Genomic DNA, 3,273 nt, shown 5'->3' on the forward strand with positions numbered 1-3,273 from the left:
GAACAAGCCAAGTCTTACGCATTAGGTAAAATAAATAACACCATTGCGACAGAAACCCAACAATGGCTGTCCCGTTATGGCACCGCCAGAATTAATTTTTCCCTTGATAGAAAGGGGAAATTGGATAACAGCGCGGTCGACCTGTTGCTGCCGCTGTATGACAACAAAACCGACTGGTTGCTATTTACTCAACTGGGGTATCGGCACAAGGACAGCCGCCACACCCTCAACCTCGGGCTGGGTGGCCGTTATTTTACACCCGGTTGGATGTACGGGATCAATACCTTCTTTGACAACGACTTGACGGGAAAAAATAAGCGGCTGGGCGTGGGGGGAGAAGCCTGGACGGATTATGTCAAGCTCTCGGCCAATACCTATTGGCGCGTGACCGAATGGCACCAGGCCCTGTCCAATCAAGACTACGATGAACGCCCCGCCAACGGGTTTGACCTCAATGGTGAATTTTACTTGCCCGCCTATCCCAACCTTGGCGGGAAGCTGGCCTATGAACAATACTACGGTGATAACGTCTCCCTGTTTAATCGTGATACCAAACAGAAAAACCCCGGCCTGGCCAGGATCGGCCTGAATTATACTCCGATCCCGCTGGTGACCATGGGAGTGGATTACAAATACGGCAGTGGCGGAAAAAGTGAAACCTTGTTTCAGGCCAACCTGAATTACCGTTTTGGCACCCCTTTTGATGTCCAGATTTCCCCCAGCAGTGTAGCGTCCCTGCGGACACTGGCGGGAAGCCGCTATGATCTGGTGGAAAGAAACAACAATATCGTGCTGGAATACAGAAAAAAATCGGAGTTCACTATCACCCTGCCCAATCTCCGGAGCGGATTCAGTGCCCAGAAGCTAAACGCTGAGGCTAAAATCATTGCCGAACAATCGGTGAAACAGATTGATTGGCAGACTGACCCTCAGTTTATTCAAAATGGCGGGGCAATAATGCCCAAAAACAACAACCAGATTGAGCTGGTGCTGCCAACATACATACCTAATGGGGTCAACGACTATACCTTAACGGCCCGCGCCGACAGTCAAGATGGCAGACAAAAGGCAGCTCATATGCAAATCCATGTTGAGCCTTTTATCGTTAAAGAGAAACGCATTGAGAAATCGATAGAAGGTTCCTTGGCGGCCAATGGCCAATCAGCATACGATCTGACCGCTGTTATCACCCACGACAACATAAATAACATGCCACTGAAGGATCACACGTTCTCAAATGTGGAATGGTACCTCAAACCAGAGAATAAAGACGCCACACTGACCTGGGATAAGTCAGAAAAGAGTGACGGTAAAGGTCGGTTGACCGCTACTCTCGTGAGTAAAACACCTCTGGATAAGAATACCCATATTTTCCTGAAGATGAATGGCATGGCAGAGACCAATATCGGAGGCGGGGACAACACAGTCAATTTCGACAATATCAAGTTCAGCGAGGAGATGCTCCAACAACCACCAAACGTACAGAAAGGCGACGGGCAAGATACATATTTCTTTAAAATCAAGGTGGTTAATGCCCAGGATGAACCAATCAAAAAACAAGTCATTTCCGGCGTCAAATGGAGAATCAAAGATAACAGGGGAGCAAAAGATCAGGTGAAGCTGGTAGCACCTGAGAATTCAATGACCGATGAAGACGGGTATTTAGTCGCCAAGTTGACGAGCCACTATGGTTTTGATGACCTTATTGTGGAGGCCGACCTGACACCTACCATCGGTGACAGTAAAACCCTGTTATCGAAACCGGTGAAATTTGAAACAGTCCCGCAGAAGGCCGGCATTCTGCTGAAATCTGTCGTTGTCCCGAGCTTTAAGAAGGAATTTTCTGCTGACGAGCAAGAAAAGCCTCATAACGTGCATGATAAACTGGAAGTGTACCTGACCCGGAAACAGCCAGACCAAACCACGGCATCGCCGATAACGCCAGATTCCGGGGGATCATCAGAAAGCATCCAACTCAGCTCTGACAACGAACGAAATGCCAAGGTAGATCATAAGCAAGGTAAAATCACATTCCCTCTGGCAACCTGGGGATGGTCAGGCAGCCAAAATGATCCTAACCATGTAGCTACAGTGGCTGCGAACGTCACGGATAAAACCACTGGAGCCAAATCAATTTATACCTATAAATTCAATCCCAAACATTACTTCTATAATCCAAATAAGACACTGCCAGTGCCCTATAATGGTTCTAGCTCTCCTGCTGGCGCATTTAAAAGCTGCGATACAATTAATTTAACCGGAGGGCCGTATCCTGAAAATATGGGGAATAATACTAATGCATTCAATGATCCCACTTCTTTATACCTAAATTCATTGTACAAAGAATATCATTCTACAGACTCAACGCTTGGCATTTTTGATAAACCGACTAATAAAAAAACTTACATAATAATAAATGCCTCTCCAACCCAACTAATAGGTGATAAACTCGGAAAATATCTACTATTAGATTACGATATCAATAAGATAATAAATCCTACCAATATAGCCTTTCCTAATTATCCACCGTATCTTCCAAGCGAAGAATGGCTCGGGAATTTACTTTGCCTCAAGAACCAAATACCGGCCAGCAACGGAGAAGTAGGAGAAATATGAATATAACGCATCCAACATCTATTCTTTAATCGTAAGCTTGATGCTTTATGCGGAGAAATAAAGAACAGGCCCAACAAGATCTGGGCCTGTTTTCAATAGGGCAAAAAAATTTTGATAAAATCACGATCAATCATTAAGTTCAATGACAAATATGGCATGATTTAGCATTAATGGGCTTTACAGCGAAATATCCAATGAATATATATACGGGAAAACGCCACTTTCTCATAAACAATAAAAACAAACTTCAACCAACATAATGTCATTACCTTTTTTTATCAGCCGATAATAATTATTCATTACGCAGATCAATAAAAAAACTCCTAATGTATGTTAGGCATGGAAAATATTATCTTTTTATATTCATTGGATAGTTATACCCAATTAGGCTTCAAATTTCTGATTGATAAAAAGGAAATCACCCCTATTAGATAAATCACATCACAATCTGAATGATTGAGGGAATATCGCCAACACACCAGCATCTTAAAGAAATTCATTATAAATCTGTGAACTGAGTTGTTAACACTATGTTTTAAAATCAATATTTTAAAAAAATGTTTTTAACACAATAAAGATCAAGCGCTGGCAACAGCCCATATTTCGTGAGGAATTCAGATATGGACTCGTATATTAACCATAAATCGATCCGATTTT

1 protein-coding gene is annotated in these 3,273 nt (G+C 43.1%); it reads left to right on the forward strand.

Annotated elements, in window-relative coordinates; translation table 11 throughout:
• On the forward strand, window positions 1–2,616 hold a 2,616-nt coding region (locus BM100_RS22050; RefSeq protein WP_175495008.1), incomplete at its 5' end, for an inverse autotransporter beta domain-containing protein.
• Window positions 2,617–3,273 lie beyond the last annotated feature (657 nt).

Source organism: Xenorhabdus mauleonii (genome assembly GCF_900113945.1).
Lineage (GTDB): Bacteria > Pseudomonadota > Gammaproteobacteria > Enterobacterales > Enterobacteriaceae > Xenorhabdus > Xenorhabdus mauleonii.